Origin of the sequence: Halomonas sp. DP4Y7-1 (genome assembly GCF_019800705.1) — a bacterium.
GTDB lineage: Bacteria > Pseudomonadota > Gammaproteobacteria > Pseudomonadales > Halomonadaceae > Halomonas > Halomonas litopenaei_A.
The window spans coordinates 558,377-578,054 of sequence record NZ_JAHVKS010000001.1; the positions used below are offsets into that span (position 1 = coordinate 558,377).

18 protein-coding genes are annotated in these 19,678 nt (G+C 62.3%); 10 read left to right on the top strand and 8 right to left on the bottom strand.

Annotation, left to right across the window (positions count from 1 at the left end):
- Positions 1-308: 308 nt before the first annotated feature.
- Both KUV72_RS02270 and KUV72_RS02275 read right to left on the bottom strand, forming a co-directional pair.
- The gene (locus KUV72_RS02270) at positions 309-1,928 is read right to left on the bottom strand and encodes a pyridoxamine 5'-phosphate oxidase family protein (protein WP_222237295.1); all 1,620 of its coding nucleotides are present in this window, start codon (positions 1,926-1,928) and stop codon (positions 309-311) included.
- Positions 1,929-2,009: 81 nt separating this feature from the next.
- Complete coding sequence (locus KUV72_RS02275; protein WP_222237296.1) at positions 2,010-2,648, bottom strand: glutathione S-transferase family protein; 639 nt, start codon at positions 2,646-2,648, stop codon at positions 2,010-2,012.
- Between the two features lie 165 nt (positions 2,649-2,813).
- Between KUV72_RS02275 and KUV72_RS02280 the strand changes: the two genes are divergently transcribed.
- From KUV72_RS02280 to KUV72_RS02300, 5 genes are all read left to right on the top strand, one after another.
- A complete protein-coding gene (locus KUV72_RS02280) occupies positions 2,814-3,716 on the top strand; it encodes a LysR family transcriptional regulator (RefSeq protein WP_222237297.1) in 903 nt (300 codons plus the stop codon).
- 61 nt (positions 3,717-3,777) lie between these two features.
- Entirely contained in the window at positions 3,778-3,936 is a 159-nt protein-coding gene (locus KUV72_RS02285; RefSeq protein ID WP_222237298.1) for a hypothetical protein, read from the top strand.
- Between the two features lie 200 nt (positions 3,937-4,136).
- A complete protein-coding gene (locus KUV72_RS02290; RefSeq protein ID WP_222237299.1) occupies positions 4,137-4,952 on the top strand; it encodes an alpha/beta fold hydrolase in 816 nt (271 codons plus the stop codon).
- Between the two features lie 26 nt (positions 4,953-4,978).
- The gene (locus KUV72_RS02295) at positions 4,979-5,887 is read left to right on the top strand and encodes an alpha/beta fold hydrolase (RefSeq protein ID WP_222237469.1); all 909 of its coding nucleotides are present in this window, start codon (positions 4,979-4,981) and stop codon (positions 5,885-5,887) included.
- Between the two features lie 281 nt (positions 5,888-6,168).
- The gene (locus KUV72_RS02300; protein ID WP_222237300.1) at positions 6,169-7,224 is read left to right on the top strand and encodes a patatin-like phospholipase family protein; all 1,056 of its coding nucleotides are present in this window, start codon (positions 6,169-6,171) and stop codon (positions 7,222-7,224) included.
- Positions 7,225-7,432: 208 nt separating this feature from the next.
- On the opposite strand, the gene KUV72_RS02305 is transcribed toward KUV72_RS02300, so the two are convergent.
- Positions 7,433-8,020, bottom strand: coding sequence for a Smr/MutS family protein (locus KUV72_RS02305; protein ID WP_206943035.1), 588 nt, complete (start codon positions 8,018-8,020; stop codon positions 7,433-7,435).
- Positions 8,021-8,192: 172 nt separating this feature from the next.
- Between KUV72_RS02305 and prmB the strand changes: the two genes are divergently transcribed.
- From prmB to phaC, 5 genes are all read left to right on the top strand, one after another.
- Positions 8,193-9,182, top strand: coding sequence for a 50S ribosomal protein L3 N(5)-glutamine methyltransferase (gene prmB, locus KUV72_RS02310; RefSeq protein WP_206943034.1), 990 nt, complete (start codon positions 8,193-8,195; stop codon positions 9,180-9,182).
- A 40-nt stretch (positions 9,183-9,222) separates the two neighbouring features.
- A complete protein-coding gene (aroC, locus tag KUV72_RS02315) occupies positions 9,223-10,308 on the top strand; it encodes a chorismate synthase (protein ID WP_206943033.1) in 1,086 nt (361 codons plus the stop codon).
- A gap of 200 nt (positions 10,309-10,508) precedes the next feature.
- On the top strand, positions 10,509-10,916 hold the full coding sequence (locus KUV72_RS02320; RefSeq protein WP_222237301.1) for a hypothetical protein: 408 nt from the start codon (positions 10,509-10,511) through the stop codon (positions 10,914-10,916).
- Positions 10,917-11,309: 393 nt separating this feature from the next.
- Complete coding sequence (locus tag KUV72_RS02325) at positions 11,310-11,828, top strand: phasin family protein (RefSeq protein ID WP_222161847.1); 519 nt, start codon at positions 11,310-11,312, stop codon at positions 11,826-11,828.
- Positions 11,829-12,020: 192 nt separating this feature from the next.
- Positions 12,021-13,838 (top strand): class I poly(R)-hydroxyalkanoic acid synthase, encoded by a 1,818-nt coding sequence (gene phaC / locus KUV72_RS02330; protein ID WP_409995879.1) that lies wholly within the window; start codon positions 12,021-12,023, stop codon positions 13,836-13,838.
- A 165-nt stretch (positions 13,839-14,003) separates the two neighbouring features.
- Here phaC and lnt read toward each other — a convergent pair whose 3' ends face one another.
- The 5 genes from lnt to miaB form a co-directional block, all read right to left on the bottom strand.
- Complete coding sequence (gene lnt, locus KUV72_RS02335) at positions 14,004-15,497, bottom strand: apolipoprotein N-acyltransferase (protein ID WP_222237303.1); 1,494 nt, start codon at positions 15,495-15,497, stop codon at positions 14,004-14,006.
- Positions 15,498-15,562: 65 nt separating this feature from the next.
- Positions 15,563-16,426, bottom strand: coding sequence for an HlyC/CorC family transporter (locus KUV72_RS02340; protein ID WP_206943026.1), 864 nt, complete (start codon positions 16,424-16,426; stop codon positions 15,563-15,565).
- On the bottom strand, positions 16,423-16,929 hold the full coding sequence (gene ybeY / locus KUV72_RS02345; RefSeq protein ID WP_206943023.1) for an rRNA maturation RNase YbeY: 507 nt from the start codon (positions 16,927-16,929) through the stop codon (positions 16,423-16,425). The genes KUV72_RS02340 and ybeY overlap by 4 nt, the downstream gene beginning before the upstream one ends.
- Positions 16,929-18,020 (bottom strand): PhoH family protein, encoded by a 1,092-nt coding sequence (locus tag KUV72_RS02350; protein ID WP_222161850.1) that lies wholly within the window; start codon positions 18,018-18,020, stop codon positions 16,929-16,931. Before KUV72_RS02350 ends, ybeY begins: the two co-directional genes overlap by 1 nt.
- 133 nt (positions 18,021-18,153) lie before the next feature.
- Complete coding sequence (gene miaB, locus KUV72_RS02355; RefSeq protein ID WP_222161851.1) at positions 18,154-19,497, bottom strand: tRNA (N6-isopentenyl adenosine(37)-C2)-methylthiotransferase MiaB; 1,344 nt, start codon at positions 19,495-19,497, stop codon at positions 18,154-18,156.
- Positions 19,498-19,678 lie beyond the last annotated feature (181 nt).

The window sequence follows — 19,678 nt, forward strand, 5'->3', positions numbered from 1 at the left end:
TTGGCAGCACGCGTTGGCTTGGCTTGCGTCGTGATCACTGGCTGATCATCCGTACCGACCGCCAGGCGTTGACGCCACGGTGTGGATTCGAGCTACCACAGCTCGTCGCGCCCAAGCTGTGGGTGCAAAGTTATAACATAACAAAAAGAGGTTGCGAAGCAGGGCCGAGACGGTCGAAGTACACATGAGGGGACAAAGTCGAATAGCGCGATGCTTAGTGTGGTGTTTAGCGCGAGATGGAGGAGAGGGGGAGGCGAGAGGGAAGCGAGAGGGAGGCGAGCCCCCGCTACACCAAGCACCCTGAGAGGTTAAAAGGACTCGCTATGGAGGCGAGCGGCGGGGACGCCGTAGCTGATGAGATCATCGGTCAAGTTCGCTACGAAAGCAGAGGGGCCGCACACAAGATAGTGTGTTTCGGGATGACCAGCGGTCTCGAGCACGGCAGCGGCGCTGAGGCGTCCAGCAACGTGGAAGTCATGTCCGAGGCGATCTTCCGGGGCCGGCTGACTGTAGAAGATGCGCTGGTGTAAGTGGGCATGACGAGCCACCAGTTCGTTGACTTCCTGGCGCAGGGGATGTTGATTGCCTCGGCGAGCTCCGTGAAGGTACCAGGCGGGGCGTCCTTGTCTGGCCGCTGCGTGAAGCATGGCGACCATAGGGGTGAGACCAATACCCGCACTGATCAATGCCACCGGTGTCTCTTTGTCAGGCAACACGAAGTCGCCGGAGGGCCTGCCTGCCTTGATGATTGCTCCTTCGCCAAGGATGTCGTGCAGGTAGCGTGATACCAGGCCGTAGGCCTCGCGCTTGATACTGAGACGGTAGTGTTGGCTATCGGCAGGATCACCTGACAGCGAGTAGCTACGCGAGGTGGTGTCAAGCTGTCCTGGAATCTGCATGTCCACGTTGAGGTGCTGGCCTGCGGTGGCCGGTACCAGGGGATGTTCGTCGACAGGTGCGAGGTAGAAGGAGGTGACGTCCTTGCTCTCGCGTACCTTGCGCTTGATCGTGAGGTCTCGTGTGTGTTGAAGATCTCGCTGCCAGCGAAGTGACAGCACATGGCGGCGTTCCAGTATGCGTTCGATAGTGACGTGTATAAATCGCCTGGCTTGTGGGTCGGAGGACGCCTCCGGGCTCCAGTCGATTCGTGCGGTGCCACTGATGTGCAGCAGGCTGCCTTGGTTGAAGTCCACGAAGACCAGACCCACCCGTGGATCCTTGAGCAGATTGCCGATGGTGTTGAAGAAGTTGTTACCCGCATAGTCCGGAATGACCAGCTCTTGCTCGCTCTCTACCTTGACGAAGCCCGGCGCGCCCCCACGATGCGAAGCGTCGAAGCCGTTGTGACGTGCTTCGGAGTGATCGTGATGGCCAGACCCCATAAACATCGTGTCGGCGCGTTCAATCCAGTGAATGTGGTCGCGTGTCAGCTGGCTGAAGCGCTTGAGCGTGCCCGGCGCGTCGGCTTGGGTACGCGATAGTGTGCGCTGTTGAATGTACTGGGGGCAGTTGCCAAAGGACTGCTGAACGTCGATGACGTAGCCATCGGAGGACCGTGAAATTCGCCCGTTGAAGCGATTCCTGCGTCGGCTGGCGAGATCGATGCCCAGCACTCCCACGTCACCGCCTGAGAATAAGCGCTCGGCTAGCGGATCACTCGGCTCTGGCTCGGTACGGAGGCTCAGCTGATAGGGCGTGGGAGAGTGCAGAAATCCGTCGGCCCCCTCCAGCACAGTGACCCAGGTACGACCGTTCAGGTCGCTACCTGCCATGACCAGAAAGGGCAGAGCAGTGTGGAAATCTCGATGCTGGTCGGGCAGAAAGTCTCGAATAAAACCGCCTGCCCAACTGGCAACGTCGCCGACACCCGCACGATGCTGGGCCTCGCGTTCGCCCTGATGAAAGGGAGTGGTGGGCACTTGCGTCATGGATATCCTCGCAGGATCTTGGAGGGGAACTGATTGATGGAACTGTATTTTGGGTCGTCGATGAGCTCTGAAATATGACGGTTAGGCCGGGCGCGGCTCTGGCGCCACCACCGGTGACGATGCCATGGCCACGAAGCCAGGCAGTGCGCGCACGCGCTGCAGCCACGTATGCACGCTCGGATAAGGCCTCAAGTCGACGCCGCCTTCTGGGGCATGGGCGATATAGCTGAAGAGCGCTACGTCTGCGAGCGTCGGTCGCCCAGTGGCGAGCCATGCTCGAGTGGATAGGTGAGTGTCCAGGATACCTAGCAGGTCGTGAGCCTTTTCTACTGCTGCCGAGTGATCCAGCGGGACATCGAATACCTTGACGAGGCGAGCGGCGCAGGGGCCTGCAAACAGGTTGTCGGCAGCAATGGTCAGCCAACGCTGCACTTCGGCCGCGTCCTTGGGTGAGGCGGGAAGCCAGTCGCTGTCCGCTGCATAGTTCTTGACCAGATAAACGAGAATGGCGTTGCTGTCCGAGAGTGTATAGCCGTTGTCGTCGATGGCCGGGACGAGACCGAAGGGGCTGATCGCCAGGAATTCGGGTGCTTTGTGCGCGCGATTGGCCATATCAAGATCGACTGTCCGATAGGGCAACCCGAGCAAAGAGAGCATTAGCTCTACCCGGTGGCAGTGACCAGACTTTGGCGTGCGGTATAGGGTGATGGGGTGCGACATGATGGGTGCCTGCTGTGGAAGTGTGAGCTTAAGCCTCGGTAATGACGAGCATTGGACGGCCACTGTGGCGGGCCTCACTGCTTGATGAGCTTATCTCTCTTCGTTTAATGAATTAATATGGAAAAAAAGAAAGGCATTATTTTATGAAATGGAGGTAATCCGCGAATGGATCGGCTGCAAAGCCTAAAGGTCTTCATTGCGGTGGCAGAAGCCGAGAGCTTCGCGGAAGCCGCTCGCCGACTTGGCATGAGTGCGCCCTCGGTGACGCGAGGGGTGAATGCCCTTGAGGCTCGTCTAGGTACGCGGTTACTGATCCGCACCACACGTAGAGTGCGATTGACAGAAGTAGGTCGCGCCTATCTGGAGGATGCCCGTCACGTGCTGGCGCAGCTGCAGGCCGCTGACGATGCTGCTTCCGGCGCGGCCATTCGTCCGCTCGGCGAGTTGCGACTCACCTGTCCCAATGAGTTCGGCCGGCGATATATGACGCCCATGCTGGTGGACTTTCTCGACGCCTATCCGGATGTGTCAGTGGATGTCGTGATGCTCGACCGAGTGGTCAACATGGTGGAAGAGGGCTTTGATGTGGCACTACGTATCGGTCCTCTTCCGTCATCAGAACTGGTCGCAGTCAGGGTGGGGGACGTGCGACGAGTGATCTGTGCAGCACCTGATTATCTAGAGCGCTGGGGCGAGCCTCAAAAGCCTCAAGAGCTAAAGGATCATCGCATTGCCGCGGTCTCTGCCTTGAGTCCAATCGTCGAATGGCGCTTTGGACGTGACGAAAAGGACACCGTGAGGATAAGTCCTCGGCTACGTCTGAGTAGCGTGGCTGCGGGGATTGAGGCAGCGTGTCGCGGCTGGGGGCTGACGCGTGTGCTGTCGTATCAGATCGCGGATGAGCTGGCTTCGGGCCGTCTGCGCGTGGTGCTGCAGGATCACGAGCCCGCTCCTTGGCCGATTCATCTGGTGCATGTCGAGGGCCGGCGTGCGCCAGCGAAGGTGCGTAGCTTCGTGGATTTTGCCCGCGATCGCCTGCGTGCTCGTTTGGCAGACATGCTGAAGTGAGCGGGGCCGCAGCCGCCCTGCGGATAGTCTGACGATTGCAGCCCATTGCAATGAGACTGGCATGCGGGCTTCTGGTGTCGTCACCGATGAGTTACCGGGCCAGCCAAAGCCCAATGATCACTGCGATGGCGACGGTGAGGAAGAAAATGCGGTTGCGCTGACGCGTATCACGACGGGGCTTGGAGGACACGTGGAATACCTGGCTGATGAAAGCGAATGACGATGCGTCAGAAGCGCCGGTGGTTGCCATGAGACAGGTGCTAAGAGGACAAGACACCACGGTGGCGACCGAAGGCCTACGTCCCACTGCCGGCAAGCCACTTGAGCACGGCGCTGACTCGCCATAGGGTAAACTCGTTAGCCTGCTGACGCTACCGGCGGCCGGATTGCCGCTGCCCCTATGATGATGAGCGAAGGACAATGACCGAGTCACACCGCCCGACCTTGCTGTTTGCCCACGCCAACGGGTTTCCCGGGGGCAGCTATCGCAGTCTGTTGGCTCCACTGAAGGAGCGTTTTGACATCCAGCCACTGGACCGGCTGGGGCATCATCCTGACTTTCCTGTCGGTCACAACTGGCTGGCCTTGCGCGACGAATATCTGGACAGTACGCGTGATCTGCCGGGCCCCTTTATCGGCGTGGGGCATTCCATGGGCGGCGTCATCACCGCCATGGCAGCGCGCCAGGCTCCTGAGCGGTTCCAGGCAGTGGTGATGCTCGACCCGCCGCTGATGCTGGGGTTGGACGCAATGGCCATGCGCCTCAGCAAATGGCTGGGCATGGTGGATCGGGTGACCCCGGCGGGCAAGAGCAAAGGGCGGCGCGCGCGCTGGGAAAGCCGCGATGCCATGCGTGCACAACTGCGGCGCAAGGGGCTGTTTCGGGCCTTTACGCCGGAAGCCCTGGACGACTATATCGAGGCCGGCACGACGGTACTGGAAGACGGTAGTGCCGTACTGAGCTACGACCCGGATATCGAGGTCGAGATATTTCGTCACCTTCCTCACCACCTGGATCGTCTGCCCCGCGAGGTGTCGGTGCCTATCGGAGTGTTGGCGGGAGCGTCGTCGGATCTGCTGACGCCGTCGCGCTGCAGGCGGCTGAGCCGCCGCGGTATCGTGCTGGAGACGGTGCCGGGGACGCATATGTTCCCCATGGAGCAGCCGGATGCGACGCGAGAGGCCTTGCTGTCCATGATCTATCGCCTGCTGGCACCAGAGGGGGCGCGTAAATGACCCGGATTCCGACGACGGCAACCGCCATGACCCCGACAGGCGCTGCTCTGGGCTTCGCTGAAAGGCGCCTGGCTGAAGGGCGTTTGGCTGCGCTGGTCTGGGGGGAAGAGGGGGCGCCCACCTGGCTGGCGCTGCACGGGTGGCTCGACAACGCGGCCAGCTTCAGTCGTCTCGCGCCGCTGCTGGCACGTCGCCTTGGCATACGCATCGTGGCCATCGATATGGCGGGCCACGGGTTGTCACGGCCACTGGCCGGGAATCTCGATTACGCCATCTGGGATTACTGCCATGACCTGCTGGACGCCATGGACGATCTGGGGCTGGAGCGCGCACCGCTGCTGGCGCATTCGCTGGGGGCTGGGGTCGCCTGTCTGCTGGCCGCTGCGTTGCCCGAGCGGGTCGAACGCCTGGTATTGATCGACGGCCTGGGGGCTCTCACGACCGCACCGCAAGAGACCGCCCAGCAACTCGGACGGTCGCTCAAGGCGCACCGTCGCCGGCGGTCCCGCTCCCCCCGCTATGCGGATCTCGACAGCGCGGTGGAGGCACGTGTCGTCGGTGGTGCGACGCCCGTGGATGCCGAGACGGTTCGTGACATTGTGGCGCGCAATCTGGCACCAGCGGACGATGGGCAGCTGCAGCTGCGCACTGATCCACGCTTGCTGCGACCCTCTCCCGTCAGGCTGACCGACGAGCAGGTCGCCCACCTGCTCGATGCTATTGCCTGCGAGGTACTGCTGATCGAGGGACGCGACGGTATCCTCGGCGACAGCCCCCGCGGCATTGCGGCGCGGGCACGGGTTCGCCAGCTGACACGGCACGTGCTTGAGGGCGGGCATCATCTGCATGCGTCGCCCAGCCATGTGCAGGCGGTGGCAGACACCATCGTCAACGCCTTGACTAGCGGCCCGGGGGCGCCTGCCGCTTCAGCCTAGCTGACCCAGTAGCCCTGCAGCCCAACAAGCTCCGGCATGGGCATGGCGTGGGATGTCAGGCGCTCGTACCAGATGCCGGCCTCGAAGCGGCTACGCCGTGATCAGCGGTGTAAGTGTTTCCACGCAGGGGTGGACTAATCTGATAGACAGGTTCGAGGCAGCCGTATTCGCCAGAGCCTGTCAGATCATCGTGCGTCGGCAGGACGGTCATTGCCCAGCCCTCGACCTTGCCGTGGACTCGGGGACGACCCGCCGACATCAAGCGGCAGGAGGGCCACGCCATGACGACCTATCGCCACGACTGTCCGCCGGGCTTGCCCGGCAAGCGCATCGCTCTGACCCTGGGCAGCGGCGGAGCCAGAGGCTACGCCCACATCGGTGTTCTGCAGGAGCTGGCCGCGCGCGAGTACGAGATCGTCGCTATCTCGGGGTGTTCCATGGGCGCTCTGATCGGCGGCATCTATGCCGCGGGCAAGCTGGAGGACTATCGGCAGTGGGTGGAGGAGCTGGGCTCATTCGGGGTGCTGCGACTGCTCGACATGTCGTTCACTTCCATGGGCGCCATGCAGGGCAAGAAGGTCATGAGCAAGATCGAGTCCTTCATCGGTGATGTGGCCATTGAGGATCTGCCGATACCGTTCACTGCGGTGGCCACCGACCTGGTGCGCCAGCGCGAGGTATGGTTTCAGCGCGGTTCGTTGCTGAAGGCTATCCGCGCCTCCATTGCCATCCCGGGGGTGTTTACCCCGGTGGAGGACGGGCCACGCCTGCTGGTGGATGGCGGCCTGCTGAATCCCTTGCCGATCATTTCCAATGTCTCGGTACACGCGGACCTGGTAATGGCCGTCAACGTCACGGCCAACAGTCCGCAGCTGGTCACCCTGGAAGAACTGTTGCCGACCCATTGTCCCAGCTGTGACGAGTCACGCGATGGGTCGGCATCCCCTGCGTCTTCCCCCTCGAAGGACGAACGACGCAAGGGGGATCGAAGACACGAGGCGAAAGGGACGCCGCTGGTACGTCGGCTGCTGGACAGCGCCAATACCGAGGCCGAGGCGGATCGCGCCGAGCGGGGCACGGCGGCGCTGGGTCCCAAGGACTGGGGACGCCTGGCCACCATCCTCACCTCATTCGATATCACCCAGGCGGCCCTGGCGCGCTACAAGGAAGCGGGATACCCGCCCGATATTCTGGTGGAGGTGCCCAAGACGGTGTGTGGGTCGTTTGAGTTCCACCGGGCCAGAGACCTGATTCGGCTGGGACGCCACCTGACCTGCCAGGCGCTGGATCGTATCGAGACCTGTGGCCTGGTGGAGCATGCCGAGGTGCGTCGCTAAGCGCATCACTGGCGACTACGTGATGGCGGATCGCCAGCGCAGGCAGTGATGCGGTGTGCCCCTAAGGAAGCGCCGCAGAAATGTAGCGAGCAATGGCAGGTCGGCTACTGCCGGAACGGAAAGTCCGGAGTTTACGAGCGGTTAAATGAGGATCTTGAGTACCGCCAGCCGTCGAGATGTCGAGCGCAGCAATTTATGCGGCGTTTTCCTACGGGGTGTGGCCACGTCTGCGCAGGAGCACGTACACCGCGCCGGTGCCGCCCTCTGCATCGGTGGCGGAGCAGAATGCCAGCACGCTTGGCCACTCCCTGAGCCAGGCATTGACGTGGCTCTTGATCACCGGGTAATCCGCGGTGGCGCCCCAGGCCTTGCCATGGACGACAATCACGCAGCGATGGCCGCTGGCGACGGAATCGCGCAGAAAGCTCTCAAGTTCAGCCCGGGCTTCTTCCAGGCTGTAGCCGTGCAGGTCGAGCCCACCCTCCCACTGGATCAATCCGCGCTTCAGCTGGCTGCGCGTCCGGTAGGGCAGGTCAGGCAATGCGAAATCGAGATACTCGGAAGGACGTACCGGCTCTACCCGACCGTCGGAGGTGCGCCCCGTCGCCACGTCATCCCCGGCACTGACCGCGGCCGCGCGTCTCGCGGCGGCGGCCTGGTCCCGCTGTGGATGCGATGTGGTGCGCGGCTTGCCGGTATCAGCGCGATTGTGCCGGATGCGACGGACTCCCGCCTGTTCCAGGGCCTGGCGAAACGCGTTGATGTCGTCGTCGGGCGGTGGCTGGCGGTGGCTCATCGGGGCCTCGAGTGCGTGAATGGGGCGGTCAGTATACCGCGCTCGTCGTGGCAGTGAACCGCTGGCGCGGATACAATGCCGGACAGTCCATTTCGCTACGCCGATTGCCTGTTGCAGCGCGTGCTGCAAGGCCGGATAGCCCCATCGCGAACCCGCTCGACAGGATTCCCCCTTGGCTGATTCTTCTTCTGCCCCCTCATCCACGCGCCTTCCTGCCCAAGGGCGCGACGCTTCCTCCACGCTGGTGCTCGCCGACGGCGAACTTGCCGATGGTCTGATCACCCTGCGCGACTGCCTGCGCTGGGCCACCAGCGAGTTTCATCTGGCCGGATTGACCTACAGCCACGGCACCGATAGCGCCTGGGATGAGGCGGTAGCGCTGGTGCTGGGCGCGCTGCATCTACCCTGGGACGTTGATCCCAGCGTGCAGGAGGCCCGCTTGCTGCCGATGGAGCGTGAGCGCATCGTCGCATTGGTCCGCGCGCGTATTACCGATCGCCGGCCGCTGCCCTATCTGCTGGGCGAGGCATTTTTCGCCGGGCTGACCTTTGCCGTGGATGAACGCGTGCTGATTCCGCGCTCGCCCATCGCTGAACTGATCGAGAGCGGCTACCAGGCGTGGTTCCCGGAAGAGCCGCCGCGACGCATTCTGGACCTGTGTACCGGCTCTGGTTGCATCGGTATCGCCAGTGCCGAATATCTGCCCACTGCAGAGGTCGATCTGTCGGATATCAGCCAGGATGCCTTGGCCGTGGCGCGGGCGAACATCAATCGCCATGATGTAGGGCGTCGGGTGCGCGCGGTGCAAAGCGATGTCTTCGATGGCCTGGAGGGGCAGCGCTACGACCTGATCGTATCGAATCCGCCCTATGTGGATCTGCGGGACCTGACCACCATGCCTGAAGAGTTTCGCCATGAACCTGCGCTGGCACTGGGTGCCGGCAGCGACGGGCTGGATATCGTCCGGCGCATCCTGCGCGAGGCGAGAGCACACCTGACGGACCAGGGCGTGCTGATTGTCGAGGTGGGTAATTCTGACCATCACCTTGAAGCGGCCTTCCCCGAGGTGCCGTTCCTGTGGCTCGACTTCGAGCGCGGCGGTCAGGGCGTGTTTGCCTTGACCGCCGATGAACTCGACGCCCATGCGGCGTCCTTTGCCTGAGTTCGCCTAACACTTTCGCGATACACACAGAGGAGCGCCCATGTCCGGCAATACCTTCGGCAAACTGTTTACCGTCACCACCTTCGGCGAGAGCCACGGGATCGCGCTGGGCGCCATCGTCGATGGTTGTCCTCCTGGCATCGAGCTGAGTGAAGCCGACCTGCAGGCGGACCTCGACCGCCGGCGTCCCGGCACGTCCCGTCACACCACCCAGCGGCGCGAGCCGGACCAGGTCAAGATCCTGTCCGGCGTGTTCGAGGGCAAGACCACCGGCACATCGATCGGTCTGTTGATCGAGAATACCGATCAGCGCTCGAAGGACTACTCCAAGATCAAGGATCAGTTCCGGCCCGCCCACGCGGACTACACCTATCACCACAAGTACGGCGTGCGCGACTATCGCGGTGGCGGTCGCTCCAGCGCCCGCGAGACCGCGATGCGCGTCGCTGCTGGCGCGATTGCCAAGAAGTACCTGGCCAGTCAGGGCATTGTGGTGAGGGGCTACATGAGTCAGCTGGGTGAGCTGGCCATCGAATTTCGCGACTGGGCCTCGGTAAACGACAATCCGTTCTTCTGCCCTGACCCGGAGCGCGTGCCGGAGCTCGAGGCCTACATGGACCAGCTGCGTCGTGATCAGGACTCGGTCGGTGCCAAGATCACCGTGACCGCGGAAGGCCTGCCGCCTGGCCTGGGCGAGCCGGTGTTCGACCGTCTCGACGCTGACCTGGCCCACGGCTTGATGAGCATCAATGCGGTGAAGGGCGTAGAAATCGGTGATGGCTTTGCCAGCGTGTCACAGCGTGGCAGTGAGCATCGCGACGAGATGACCCCGGAAGGCTTCCTGTCCAATCATGCGGGCGGTGTGCTGGGGGGGATTTCCAGTGGTCAGACCTTGATCGCTCATCTCGCGCTCAAGCCGACCTCGAGCATCACCATTCCAGGACGCTCCATCGATGTGGACGGCAATCCGGTAGAGGTGGTGACCAAGGGACGTCATGACCCCTGCGTCGGCATTCGTGCGACGCCGATTGCCGAAGCGATGATGGCGTTGACGCTGGTGGACCACCTGTTGCGCCATCGCGCACAGAATAGCGAGGTTTCCGTCAGCACCCCACGGTTACGCTGAATCGCGGAGCGTGACAGGACTGCTACACTCAAGATGGCGTGAAAGGAAGATGACGAAGCAAGGCATCTTTTGCTTATTGCGTCTTGTGCTTGCTGCGCAGGGTGGCGCTGGTCAGGACAGTCGCCGTCGATATCGCTGATGTGATATTCCCCTAGCGCTGACGCAACGTCGACATATCGACCAGGGAGTAAGAGGCCAGCATGAAAATCAACGTCGAGTTCGATCTGACGCCAGAAGAATTCCGTCAGGCACTGGGGCTTCCCAATATCGAGGCCTTCCAGCAGGACCTGCTTGATCGCATTCAGCGGCAGATGGAATCCGGTGTCGAGGGCTATGACCCCATGAGTCTGATGCAGCCCTTTCTGCAGCAGCCTGCTCTGCAACAGGGCTTGTCCCAGGGTCTGGCCAGCTTTGGCAACTATCAGAAAATGATGATGGATATGCTGACTCAGGCGGCTCAGAGTGCGCGCAGTACATCGAGCTCCTCGAGCGAGTCGAAGCAGGAGTCGGGATCGGCGTCGCGGTCCAGCAGCACCGCTCGGTCGAGCAGTGCGTCTCGTCGGACAGGCAGTGCCAGCGCCAGGTCCGGCAGCAAGGACAAGGGGTGACGACAGGGCTGACGGCTTGGCCATGGCAACAGGCGCGGCGATGCCGGTGACGAGTGTCCCATGCATATTCGCGCAGCTCGAGGGGATGTCATGGCGCTGTCATCCTGTGTGTGCCAGACTGACCTTTGTTGCGTTGCAACAATGATGCTGATGGCGCACGCCAGGAGCAACGTCAGGCTGGCCTGCAGTTGCCATGCAGAGCCATGGCGGTCGCCTGGAACGACAGGCGTCATGTGACTCCAAAGGGGCGCAATGCCCCCATGAAGAGCTCGCATGAAGAGCCTGCATGAAGAACATCCGGTGCGCTGACGCGACGGCGTCATTGCCATGAAATGCTGAATGAACAGGCTGTTTGGACAGGGTTCATCGACAGGACTTCCAGGAGGTTTGGTCATGCAAGACAAGATGTTCGACAACTTCAGCGAGCAGACTCGTCAGTTCTTCGAGCCGATGCGCAAGCTCAATTCCCTGATGCTGGACAACATGGAAAAGATGTCCCAGTACCAGATGGAATCGATGAAGCGCTATAGCCAGATGGGCACCGAGCGCATGCGCGATGCCACCGAGATCAACGATGCCGAGGGGCTGCGCGACTTCTCCACCCGTCAGGCCGAGATGCTCAACGAGCTGTCGGCGCAGATGCTGGAAGATGCCCGCGCCATGAGCCAGCTCAGCCTTGAGTTCAAGACAGAACTGGAGACGTTGTTCGCCGAGTCCGGCCAGCAGCTTGCCGAGCAGGCCACCCAGGCACGGGACCAGGCGACGGCTGCCGTGGAAAAGGCCACCCAGCAGGTGACCGAAGCGGCGGAAAAGACCGCCCAGCAAGCGTCGCAGGCAGCCTCCAGTGCTACTGCATCTACCAAGTCGACAGGCACCGCCAGGGCGACCTCGAGTCGCAAGCGCACGTCCTGATCGCGGTATCACCCTGGCGGTCGGTCAAGCGACAGCCAGCAAAGGGCAGGGGTCCGGTGGACCCTTGCCCTTACGCATCAAACAACCATGACAAGATGAGGGTGGATACCGCGATGCCGGCCGGCGAACGGTGAGCCATCCTGTGTGCGGGGCAGTGGAGAGGAGGTCGCCATGGCGGCAGGTGAGCAGGTAATGGACAACCCTGAAGAGTGGGGCAGCCAGTTGTCAGTGCTGAGCGCAGAGTACCAGGCACTGATGGAGGACTTTCTTTCACGCATGGTACCGAGTGATGCAGCCGACTCGGTGATGGAAGATATTCGCAACAGCTTCCAGGCAGGTGCGGAATCGCTGATGCGTAACCCCACCTTGCTGTGGGAGACCCAGACGAAGTTGATGCAGGATCAGCTGGCGCTGTGGCAGCAAGCCATGTCTGCCGCCAGCGGCGGCGCCCTGGAGCCCTTGGTGACTCCCTCGCGGGGGGATCGCCGGTTCAAGGATGAGGCTTGGACCAGCGACCCGGCCTATAACGCCATCATGCAGCAGTATCTGCTGTTCTCCAGCACCGTGGAGAACCTGGTGGATCGGCTGGACGACCTGACCCCTGGCGAGAAGCGCAATCTGTCGTTCTACGCTCGCCAGATGGTCAATGCCATGTCACCGACCAACTTCGTCTCGACCAACCCGGAGGTCATGCGCAAGACCCTGGAAACCCGCGGTCAGAATCTGGTGGATGGTCTGGCGCGACTGCGCGAAGACCTGGCCAACTCTGCCGAAGGTCTGAACGTGACCATGACCGATCGCAGTGCCTTTGAGGTCGGCCGCAACATCGCGGTGTCCGAAGGCGCCGTGGTCATGGAAAACGAGCTGATCCAGCTGATCCAGTATGCGCCCACCACGGAAAAGGTGTTCAAGACACCGCTGCTGATCGTTCCTCCCTGGATCAACAAGTATTACGTGCTGGACCTGCGCCCGGAAAACTCGCTGGTCAAGTGGCTGGTGGACCAAGGGCATACCGTCTTCCTGATTTCCTGGCGCAACCCAGGCCCCGATCAGCGTGACCTGACCTGGGCGGACTACATGCAGCTTGGGCCCATCGCGGCGCTGGATGGCATCGAGCAGGCTACCGGAGAGAAGTCGGCCAATTTCCTCTCCTACTGCATTGGCGGCACCCTGACCGCGTCGACCATGGCGTACCTGACCAGCACCCGGCGCGGGCGCAAGGCCAAGTCGGTCACCTACATGGCGACGCTGCAGGACTTTCGTGATCCTGGGGAAATCGGCGTGTTCCTCAGCGAGCCGGTACTGCAAGGGATTGAAGCCAAGCTCGAGCAGGACGGTTATCTTGATGGCCGGGTGATGGCGTATTCCTTCAACCTGCTGCGCGAGAATGACCTGTTCTGGTCGTTCTACGTCAACAACTACCTCAAGGGCGAGGACCCTGCCGCCTTTGATCTGCTGTACTGGAACACGGATGGTACCAATCTTCCGGCGGGCACTCACGGCTGGTATCTGCGCCACCTGTACCAGGAAAACCTCCTGGTTGAGCCGGGCGGGATCGAGCTGGACGACGTCAAGATTGATCTGCGCAAGGTATCGACCCCCAGCTACTTCGTCGCCACCCGTGAAGACCACATCGCCAAGTGGAACAGCAGCTACTACGGGGCCTTGCTGCCCAAGGGGCCCGTCACCTTCGTGCTTGGTGGCTCCGGGCATATTGCCGGGATCGTCAACCCGCCTCACAAGAACAAGTACGGTTACTGGACCAACAGCGAACTGCCCGACAACCATGACGACTGGCTGGCTGGCGCCGAGGCCCACGAAGGGTCCTGGTGGCCGCATTGGCAGCAGTGGATGTTGGACGGTGGCTATGTGGATGCAGACAAGATGGTCGAGGCCCGTCAGCCCGGAGGGGGAGAGCTGGCCTTGCTGGAGCCTGCGCCAGGACGTTTCGTGAAGATCTCGATTCCGGAGGTACTGGGCGAGTCTCCCGAAGACGATCCGTCCTCCTGAGACGCGCTCTGACGAGGGCTGTCACGACAACGCCGCGAGGGCCTTGGCCCTTGCGGCGTTTTGCTTGCGGGTGCTTTGTCTGCCGGTCTTTGGTAGCGATTGGCGCTTGCTGGGGCGATAGGCCTTTAGCGGCTGATGCCAGGTCAGCTGCGCATCACCCTTTCGTCAGGCGGTGCGGCGGCGCCAGCCGATCCCGACCAGCAGCAGCAGGGCGGCCAGGGCCCAGGTGGGCCAGCTGCCGGTGCGCGTGAAAGGCGTCAGGCCTTGCATCGGTTGCACCTCGCCGTCCAGCCTGGCGGTGGTGAATTGGGGCAGCTGGTCGAGGATCTCGCCCTGGTCGTCGATGATCGCCGTAATCCCGTTGCTGGTGGCGCGGATTACGTAGCGGCCGTTCTCCAGGGCTCGCAGGCGAGCCATCTCCAGATGCTGGTGCGGGCCGATGGAGTTGCCAAACCAGCTATCGTTGGACACGGTCAGCAGCAGTTCGGCGTGGCGAGCTCGCTGGGCCACCAGGTCGGCATAGATGATTTCGTAGCAGATCGCGTTGCCGATGGTATGCCCCGCGGCGACCATCGGGTCCTGCCGATCGGGACCCGGTGTCATGGCCGGCATCGGCAGGTCGAAGAAGGCGATGGCGCCGCGCAGCACACTTTCCAACGGCAGATATTCACCGAAGGGCACAAGATGCGCCTTGCGATAGCCGCCGCTGGCGTTGCCGTAGGCGGATACGGCGTTGTAGAAGTGGCCGTCTTCATCCCGCTGCAGGATGCCCGTCAGCAGTGCCGTTTCGGGTGCCAGGGCAGCCTGTGCTCGGGCCATGATGGGTTTTGCCTGGTCTTCGAACATCGGCAGGGCAGCCTCCGGCCAGATGACGATATCCGGCTCGGTGGGACGGTTGGCCTCCAGTTCTCCCGTCATGCCGAGATAGGTGTTGACGGCTTGACGCTGACCTTCAGGCAGCCACTTGATCTCCTGGGGCAGGTTACCCTGCAACAGGCTGACCTTGAGCGGCTCGCCAGCAGGTGTGGTCCAGTGGCTTGGCAGGACGACGGCCACGGCCCAGATCAGGACCAGTGGCAGTGCTGCCAGATACCGCCTTTGCAGCAGCTCTACCAACAGGACACCACTGGCGGCAACGGCTAACGACAGCAGATAGACGCCGCCCAGGGGAGCCAGCGTCGACAGCGGCGAGTCGACCTGGGTACTGCCCAGCAGAAGCCAGGGAAAGCCGGTGAATAGCCAGGTGCGAATCCACTCCATCAGCACCCAGAAGCCGACAAAGCCCGCAAGCCCCGCGACGACGGTAGGGCGTGCTGGCATCAGGCGCCGGAACAGGCCCAGAGGAATGGCGACGAACAGGGCCATGCTGGCAACGAACAGCGCGGTCAGAAAGAAGGCCAGTGGAGCGCTGGTGTAGCCATAGTCGTGGATGGACACATAGACCCAGGAGGCGCCGCTGCCAAATAGCCCCAGGCCATAGCTCCAGCCGCGCAGCAGCGCCTGACGCGGCGACATGAGGTAAAGGCCGGCGTAGACCAGCGCAGGGGAAAGGAGGGCCAGCCACCACCAACCAAAGGGGGCAGCCGCCAGGGTGGTCAGGCCACCGGCAAGCAGGGCAGCAAGGTAACCGAGTCGGCCACCGAACAGTCGCTCGAGCATGGAACGTCCATCCTTGGGTCACGAGAGATAGGGGAGGGGCGATGCCCCTTGCGGGGCATCGGGGATCATTCGCTTTCGGCGTTGGCGGGCTCGACTTCCAGCAAGCGAATGCGTCGGTTATCGGCGTTGAGCACGGTGAAGCGCCAACCGCCGATCTGAGTATGTTCACCGCGAGCCGGAAGGTGGCCGAAGCGTTGCATGACCAGGCCGCCAAGGGTGTCGAATTCGTCATCGGAAAAGCGGGTATCGAAGCGCTCGTTGAAGTCTTCGATGGGGGTCAGGGCTCTGACGGCGTAGCGATCCTCACCCAGCTGACGAATGTCCTCTTCCTCGTCGGTATCGTGTTCGTCTTCGATGTCGCCGACGATTTCCTCGAGGATGTCCTCGATGGTGACGATACCCGCGGTGCCGCCGTATTCATCCACCACGATGGCCATGTGATTGTGGGTATCGCGGAACTCCTTGAGCAGGCTGTTGAGGCGCTTTGACTCCGGGACGAACATGGCCGGACGCAGCACTTCCTCAAGCTGAAAGGGGCGTTCCTCGCTGTTGTTCTGCAGCAGGGGCAGCAGATCCTTGACCAGCAGGATGCCCTTGACCTCATCGAGGTTCTCGCCGATGACCGGATAGCGCGAGTGGCCGGTTTCCAGAATGATGGGCAGGTAGTCTTCCAGCGGTTGTTCGAGCTCAAGCGCAGTGACCTGAGAGCGCGGAATCAGCACCTCCCTGACCTGCTGATCGCTGATGTTCAGGGCGCCCTCGATGATGGTCATGGCGTCCTGTTCCAGCCGTAGACGGCTGCCTGCCTGGCGCAGGAATTCACGGAGTTCTTCCCGCGAACTGGGCTCGTCGCTGTCGTTGGACAGCGCGCTGAAGAGTTTGTCGAACCAGGACTTGTTGGCCTGGCTACTCGATCGGTCTTCGCTCATGCGTCGGCTCTCTCGTCCTCGCTATCGGGATCTGGAGATGGGGCCGGCGGGGCGTAGGGATCAGAAATACCCAGGCCGGCAAGGATACTGCGCTCGAGGTTTTCCATGACCTCGGCTTCATCGTCCTCGATATGGTCGTGGCCGAGCAAATGCAAGGTGCCATGGACGACCATATGAGCGTAGTGATCGATCAGCCGCTTGTCCTGCTCCATCGCTTCGCGCTCGACCACCGGGTGACAGACCACCAGGTCTCCCAGCAGCGGCAGGTCGAGGCCGGGTGGGGCCTCGAAAGGAAAGGACAGAACGTTGGTCGGGGCATCCTTGCCACGATAGTCGCGATTGAGGGCCTGGCTTTCGTCGCTATCAACCAGGCGTATCGTCAGTTCGGCATCTTCACGGCCGGGAAAATGTTCCAGCACGGCATCGACCCAGCGTTGAAGCTGGGCCGAGTCGGGCAGCGCTTCGGCGTGGCTGGCGATCTGGCGATCGACGCAGGCGCTCATCAGTGGGCGTCTCCGTTGCTGCCATTGCTGAACTGGAGGCGATCGGCACGTTCCTGGCGGCGTTCTTCGGCGCGGGCCTCGCGGCGTGCGCGTTCCTCGGCTTCCTGGTTGGCCTCGAACAGGTCATAGGCCTCGATGATGCGCTGGACCATCGGGTGGCGGACCACATCCTTGGCGGCGAAGTGTGTGACGCCAATGCCGGCGGTGTCCTTCAGCACGTCGAGCACCTGAATCAGGCCTGAGCTCTGCCCGCGCGGCAGGTCCACCTGGGTCACGTCACCGGTGATCACCGCGGTCGAGCCAAAGCCGATACGGGTGAGGAACATCTTCATCTGTTCGCGAGTGGTGTTCTGGCTCTCGTCGAGGATGATGAAGGCGTTGTTGAGGGTTCGTCCACGCATGTAGGCCAGCGGGGCGATCTCGATCACCTGGCGCTCGATCAGCTTGGCAACCTGCTCAAAGCCGATCATTTCATACAGGGCGTCGTACAGCGGACGCAGGTAAGGATCGATCTTCTGGGCCAGGTCGCCAGGCAGGAAGCCGAGTTTCTCGCCGGCTTCCACGGCTGGGCGTACCAGCAGGATGCGGCGCACCTGCTGCTGATTGAGGGCCTCTACCGCGGCCGCCACGGCAAGATACGTCTTGCCGGTGCCCGCTGGGCCGATGCCGAAGTTGATGTCGTGCTGGCGGATGCTGGTGACGTAGCCCTGCTGGTTCAAACCGCGAGGCTTGATCAGCGTACGCGGCGTACGGATCAGCACTTCGCCGTCGCCGATCTCTTCTTCGGTCTCTTCCTCAAGGGCTTCGATACCGGATTCCTGCAGGAACAGGTGAACGCTGTCAGGGGTCAGTTCGGTAGACGCGGTCTCGCGATAGAGATGCTCCACCAGGTTGGAGGCTGCCTTGACCCGGGGGCCGGGGCCCGCCAGCTGGAACATGTTGCCGCGGTTGCGCAGGGTGACGCCGAGCCGGCTTTCGATCAGCTTCAGGTGCTCGTCGCGCTGGCCGCACAGATTGGCGAGACGGCGCGGCTCGTTGGGTTCAAGGTTGAGCGTGATGATGCGATTGGCCTGGGTCGATGGCTGGCTCAAGGCGAGAAAAATCCGTGGTTGATGACTAGAGGGTGTAAACAGTTCCGTCAGCTTACTGCCCCGGCGTAGGCCAGGGCAATGATCCGAGGCGGTGTCGATGCGTGTTGGACAGCCACCTCGGGTCGGCTGTGTATCAGTAGCGCTCGCCAGAGGCGAGTTCGCCGCGCAGTGAATTGGGCAGCGCTTCGGTGATTTCCACGTCGACAAAGTAGCCAATCAACTCGGTCGGATTGGCCGCGCGGAAGTTGACGACACGGTTGTTCTCGGTGCGGCCGGACAGCTGTCCCGGGTCACGCGGCGAGAAACCGGATACCAGCACGCGCTGGGTCGTGCCTACCATGCGACGACTGATCTGCATGGCCTGCTGGTTGATACGCTCCTGCAGAATGGCCAGGCGCTGCTTCTTGACCTCTTCTGGCGTGTCGTCCTCAAGCGCCGCTGCCGGGGTACCCGGACGGGCAGAATAGACAAAGCTGAATGAGACGTCGAAGCCGATCCGGTGAATCAGGTCCATGGTGGCTTCGAAGTCTTCTTCGGTTTCACCGGGGAAGCCGATGATGAAGTCGGAGGAGAAGCTGATGTCGGGACGCAGCGCGCGAATGCGCTCCATCTTGTCGACGTACTCCTCGACCGTGTGACCGCGCTTCATGGCCGCCAACACACGGTCGGAGCCTGCTTGCACCGGCAGGTGCAGATGGCTGACCAGTTCCGGGATGTCGGCGTATGCCTCGATCAGGCTGTCACTGAACTCCACCGGGTGGGAGGTGGTGAAGCGGATGCGGTCGATGCCATCCACTGCCGCCACGCAGGCAATCAGCTCGGCCAGGTCAATCTCGTCGCCATCGTCGTTGATGCCACGGTAGGCATTGACGTTCTGCCCCAGCAGGTTGATTTCGCGAACGCCCTGGTCGGCCAGGTGGAAGACCTCATCCATGACGGCCTCGAAGGGCCGCGAGACCTCTTCGCCGCGGGTGTAGGGCACCACGCAGAAGGTGCAGTACTTGGAGCATCCCTCCATCACCGAGACGAAGGCACTGGCACCATCGGAGCTTGGCTTGGGCAGGTGATCGAACTTCTCGATCTCGGGGAAGGTGACGTCCACCACCGAGATCTGGTTGGAGCGGCTGGCATCCAGCATGCCCGGCACGCGGTGCAGGGTCTGTGGACCAAACACCATATCCACGTGGGGAGCACGCTTGCGGATGGCATCGCCTTCCTGGCTCGCCACACAGCCGCCGACGCCGATGACCAGGTCGGGGTTCGACTGCTTGAGCTTTTTCCAGCGGCCGAGCTGGTGGAAGACCTTTTCCTGGGCCTTCTCGCGAATCGAGCAGGTGTTGAGCAGGATCACGTCTGCGTCTTGCTCGTTGTCGGTCAGCTCCATCTGATGAGATTCGCCGAGCAGGTCCGCCATGCGGGCGGAGTCATACTCGTTCATCTGGCAGCCGTGGGTCTTGATGAAGAGCTTCTTCGTCATAACGGTGGTCGGGCTCCCGGCCCGAAGTGCATCAGGCAGGCCTGGTTACGTGAATGTGGGTAATCGGGCGCGAGACTGGCGGCCGAACGGCCGTGGCGCATGGGGGCATATTATACGCACCGACCGGGGATGGGGCCAGTGGGCCCCTGTCTGCCGGCACGGCTTGGGCCGCGCTGTGGCA

Bases quoted from the DNA above. Each gene is read 5' to 3' on its own strand.
- KUV72_RS02270 (WP_222237295.1), bottom strand. From the start codon at position 1,928: ATGACGCAAGTGCCCACCACTCCCTTTCATCAGGGCGAACGCGAGGCC.
- KUV72_RS02275 (WP_222237296.1), bottom strand. From the start codon at position 2,648: ATGTCGCACCCCATCACCCTATACCGCACGCCAAAGTCTGGTCACTGC.
- KUV72_RS02280 (WP_222237297.1), top strand. From the start codon at position 2,814: ATGGATCGGCTGCAAAGCCTAAAGGTCTTCATTGCGGTGGCAGAAGCC.
- KUV72_RS02285 (WP_222237298.1), top strand. From the start codon at position 3,778: ATGCGGGCTTCTGGTGTCGTCACCGATGAGTTACCGGGCCAGCCAAAG.
- KUV72_RS02290 (WP_222237299.1), top strand. From the start codon at position 4,137: ATGACCGAGTCACACCGCCCGACCTTGCTGTTTGCCCACGCCAACGGG.
- KUV72_RS02295 (WP_222237469.1), top strand. From the start codon at position 4,979: ATGACCCCGACAGGCGCTGCTCTGGGCTTCGCTGAAAGGCGCCTGGCT.
- KUV72_RS02300 (WP_222237300.1), top strand. From the start codon at position 6,169: ATGACGACCTATCGCCACGACTGTCCGCCGGGCTTGCCCGGCAAGCGC.
- KUV72_RS02305 (WP_206943035.1), bottom strand. From the start codon at position 8,020: ATGAGCCACCGCCAGCCACCGCCCGACGACGACATCAACGCGTTTCGC.
- aroC (WP_206943033.1), top strand. From the start codon at position 9,223: ATGTCCGGCAATACCTTCGGCAAACTGTTTACCGTCACCACCTTCGGC.
- KUV72_RS02320 (WP_222237301.1), top strand. From the start codon at position 10,509: ATGAAAATCAACGTCGAGTTCGATCTGACGCCAGAAGAATTCCGTCAG.
- KUV72_RS02325 (WP_222161847.1), top strand. From the start codon at position 11,310: ATGCAAGACAAGATGTTCGACAACTTCAGCGAGCAGACTCGTCAGTTC.
- phaC (WP_409995879.1), top strand. From the start codon at position 12,021: ATGGACAACCCTGAAGAGTGGGGCAGCCAGTTGTCAGTGCTGAGCGCA.
- lnt (WP_222237303.1), bottom strand. From the start codon at position 15,497: ATGCTCGAGCGACTGTTCGGTGGCCGACTCGGTTACCTTGCTGCCCTG.
- KUV72_RS02340 (WP_206943026.1), bottom strand. From the start codon at position 16,426: ATGAGCGAAGACCGATCGAGTAGCCAGGCCAACAAGTCCTGGTTCGAC.
- ybeY (WP_206943023.1), bottom strand. From the start codon at position 16,929: ATGAGCGCCTGCGTCGATCGCCAGATCGCCAGCCACGCCGAAGCGCTG.
- miaB (WP_222161851.1), bottom strand. From the start codon at position 19,497: ATGACGAAGAAGCTCTTCATCAAGACCCACGGCTGCCAGATGAACGAG.